The following is a 299-nucleotide window of genomic DNA, read 5'->3' as shown; positions in this document are numbered from 1 at the left end:
CTTATCAGACACCGTATTATCGTCAAAAGCTCCAAGAGCACAATATTTATCAATCTATGAGTCGCAAAGGTAACTGTCATGACAATTCTGTCGTGGAGAACTTTTTTGGTATACTAAAACAAGAAGTTTATTACGGAAAACGATTTGATTCATTTGAGAGTTTAGAAATGACAATTAGTAACTACATTCACTACTACAATAATCTCCGAATTAAGAAAAATCTATCCTGGTTGTCTCCGATTGAATATCGGAAGAGTTTCAAGAACAATTAAAAAAATCCAAGTATTTGGAAAGGTTAT

The 299-nt window shown here is 32.4% G+C and carries 1 protein-coding gene; it reads left to right on the top strand.

What is annotated here, in order from left to right; all coding sequences use genetic code 11:
- The coding region (locus tag FDW96_RS12585) for an IS3 family transposase (protein ID WP_137365778.1) at nucleotides 1–272 on the top strand (272 nt) is incomplete at its 5' end.
- Between the last annotated feature and the right edge of the window lie 27 nt (nucleotides 273–299).

The sequence above is a fragment of the Citrobacter sp. TBCS-15 genome, from assembly GCF_005280815.1.
GTDB classification, from domain to species: domain Bacteria; phylum Pseudomonadota; class Gammaproteobacteria; order Enterobacterales; family Enterobacteriaceae; genus Citrobacter; species Citrobacter werkmanii.
This window is presented reverse-complemented; position numbering and strand designations above follow the sequence as displayed.